Source organism: Photobacterium aquae, from assembly GCF_001029445.1.
Classification (GTDB): domain Bacteria; phylum Pseudomonadota; class Gammaproteobacteria; order Enterobacterales; family Vibrionaceae; genus Photobacterium; species Photobacterium aquae.
Genome location: NZ_LDOT01000048.1, coordinates 1 through 1,151, shown reverse-complemented (window position 1 = coordinate 1,151; position 1,151 = coordinate 1). Strand labels below are relative to the sequence as shown.

The 1,151-nt window shown below is 48.4% G+C and carries 1 protein-coding gene; it reads right to left on the bottom strand.

Going from position 1 to position 1,151, the window contains the following annotated elements:
• A partial coding sequence (gene tuf / locus ABT56_RS21480; RefSeq protein WP_047880973.1) for an elongation factor Tu occupies window positions 1–1,151 on the bottom strand: 1,151 nt, incomplete at both ends.

Below are 1,151 nucleotides of genomic sequence, written 5' to 3'. Positions count from 1 at the left end.
TACAGTACGGCCACCTTCACGGATAGCGAAACGTAGACCTTCGTCCATCGCGATAGGAGCGATTAGAGTAACAGTCATAGAAACGTTATCACCAGGCATTACCATTTCAACGCCTTCTGGTAGCTCGATAGTACCAGTTACGTCAGTTGTACGGAAGTAGAACTGTGGACGGTAACCTTTGAAGAATGGAGTGTGACGGCCGCCTTCATCTTTAGAAAGAACATAGATTTCTGAAGTGAAAGTAGTGTGTGGAGTGATTGAACCTGGCTTAGCAAGAACCTGACCACGCTCAACTTCGTCACGCTTAGTACCACGTAGAAGAACACCAACGTTCTCACCAGCACGGCCTTCGTCTAGAAGCTTACGGAACATCTCAACACCAGTACAAGTAGTGTTGATGGTGTCTTTGATACCAACGATAGAAACTTCGTCACCAACGCGGATGATACCCTGCTCTACACGACCAGTTACAACAGTACCACGGCCCTGGATTGAGAATACGTCTTCGATTGGAAGAATGAACGGACGGTCGATCGCACGCTCTGGCTCTGGGATGTAGTTATCTAGCGCTTCAGCAAGCTCGATTACTTTAGCTTCCCACTGCTCTTCACCGTTAAGTGCACCTAGAGCAGAACCCATGATTACTGGGCAATCGTCGCCTGGGAAGTCGTACTCAGATAGAAGTTCACGAACTTCCATTTCTACTAGCTCTAGAAGCTCTTCGTCATCAACCATGTCACACTTGTTCATGAACACGATGATGTAAGGGATACCAACCTGACGGCCTAGTAGGATGTGCTCACGAGTCTGAGGCATAGGGCCGTCAGTTGCAGCAACAACTAGGATACCACCGTCCATCTGAGCAGCACCGGTGATCATGTTTTTAACGTAGTCGGCGTGTCCTGGGCAGTCAACGTGTGCGTAGTGACGAGTCGGAGTATCGTACTCTACGTGAGAAGTAGAGATTGTGATACCACGCTCACGCTCTTCAGGAGCGTTGTCGATTGATGCGAAGTCACGAGCAGCACCGCCGTAAACTTTAGCAAGAGTAGTACAGATAGCTGCAGTTAGAGTTGTTTTACCGTGGTCAACGTGGCCGATAGTACCAACGTTAACGTGCGGTTTTACGCGTTCAAATTTTTCTTTAGACA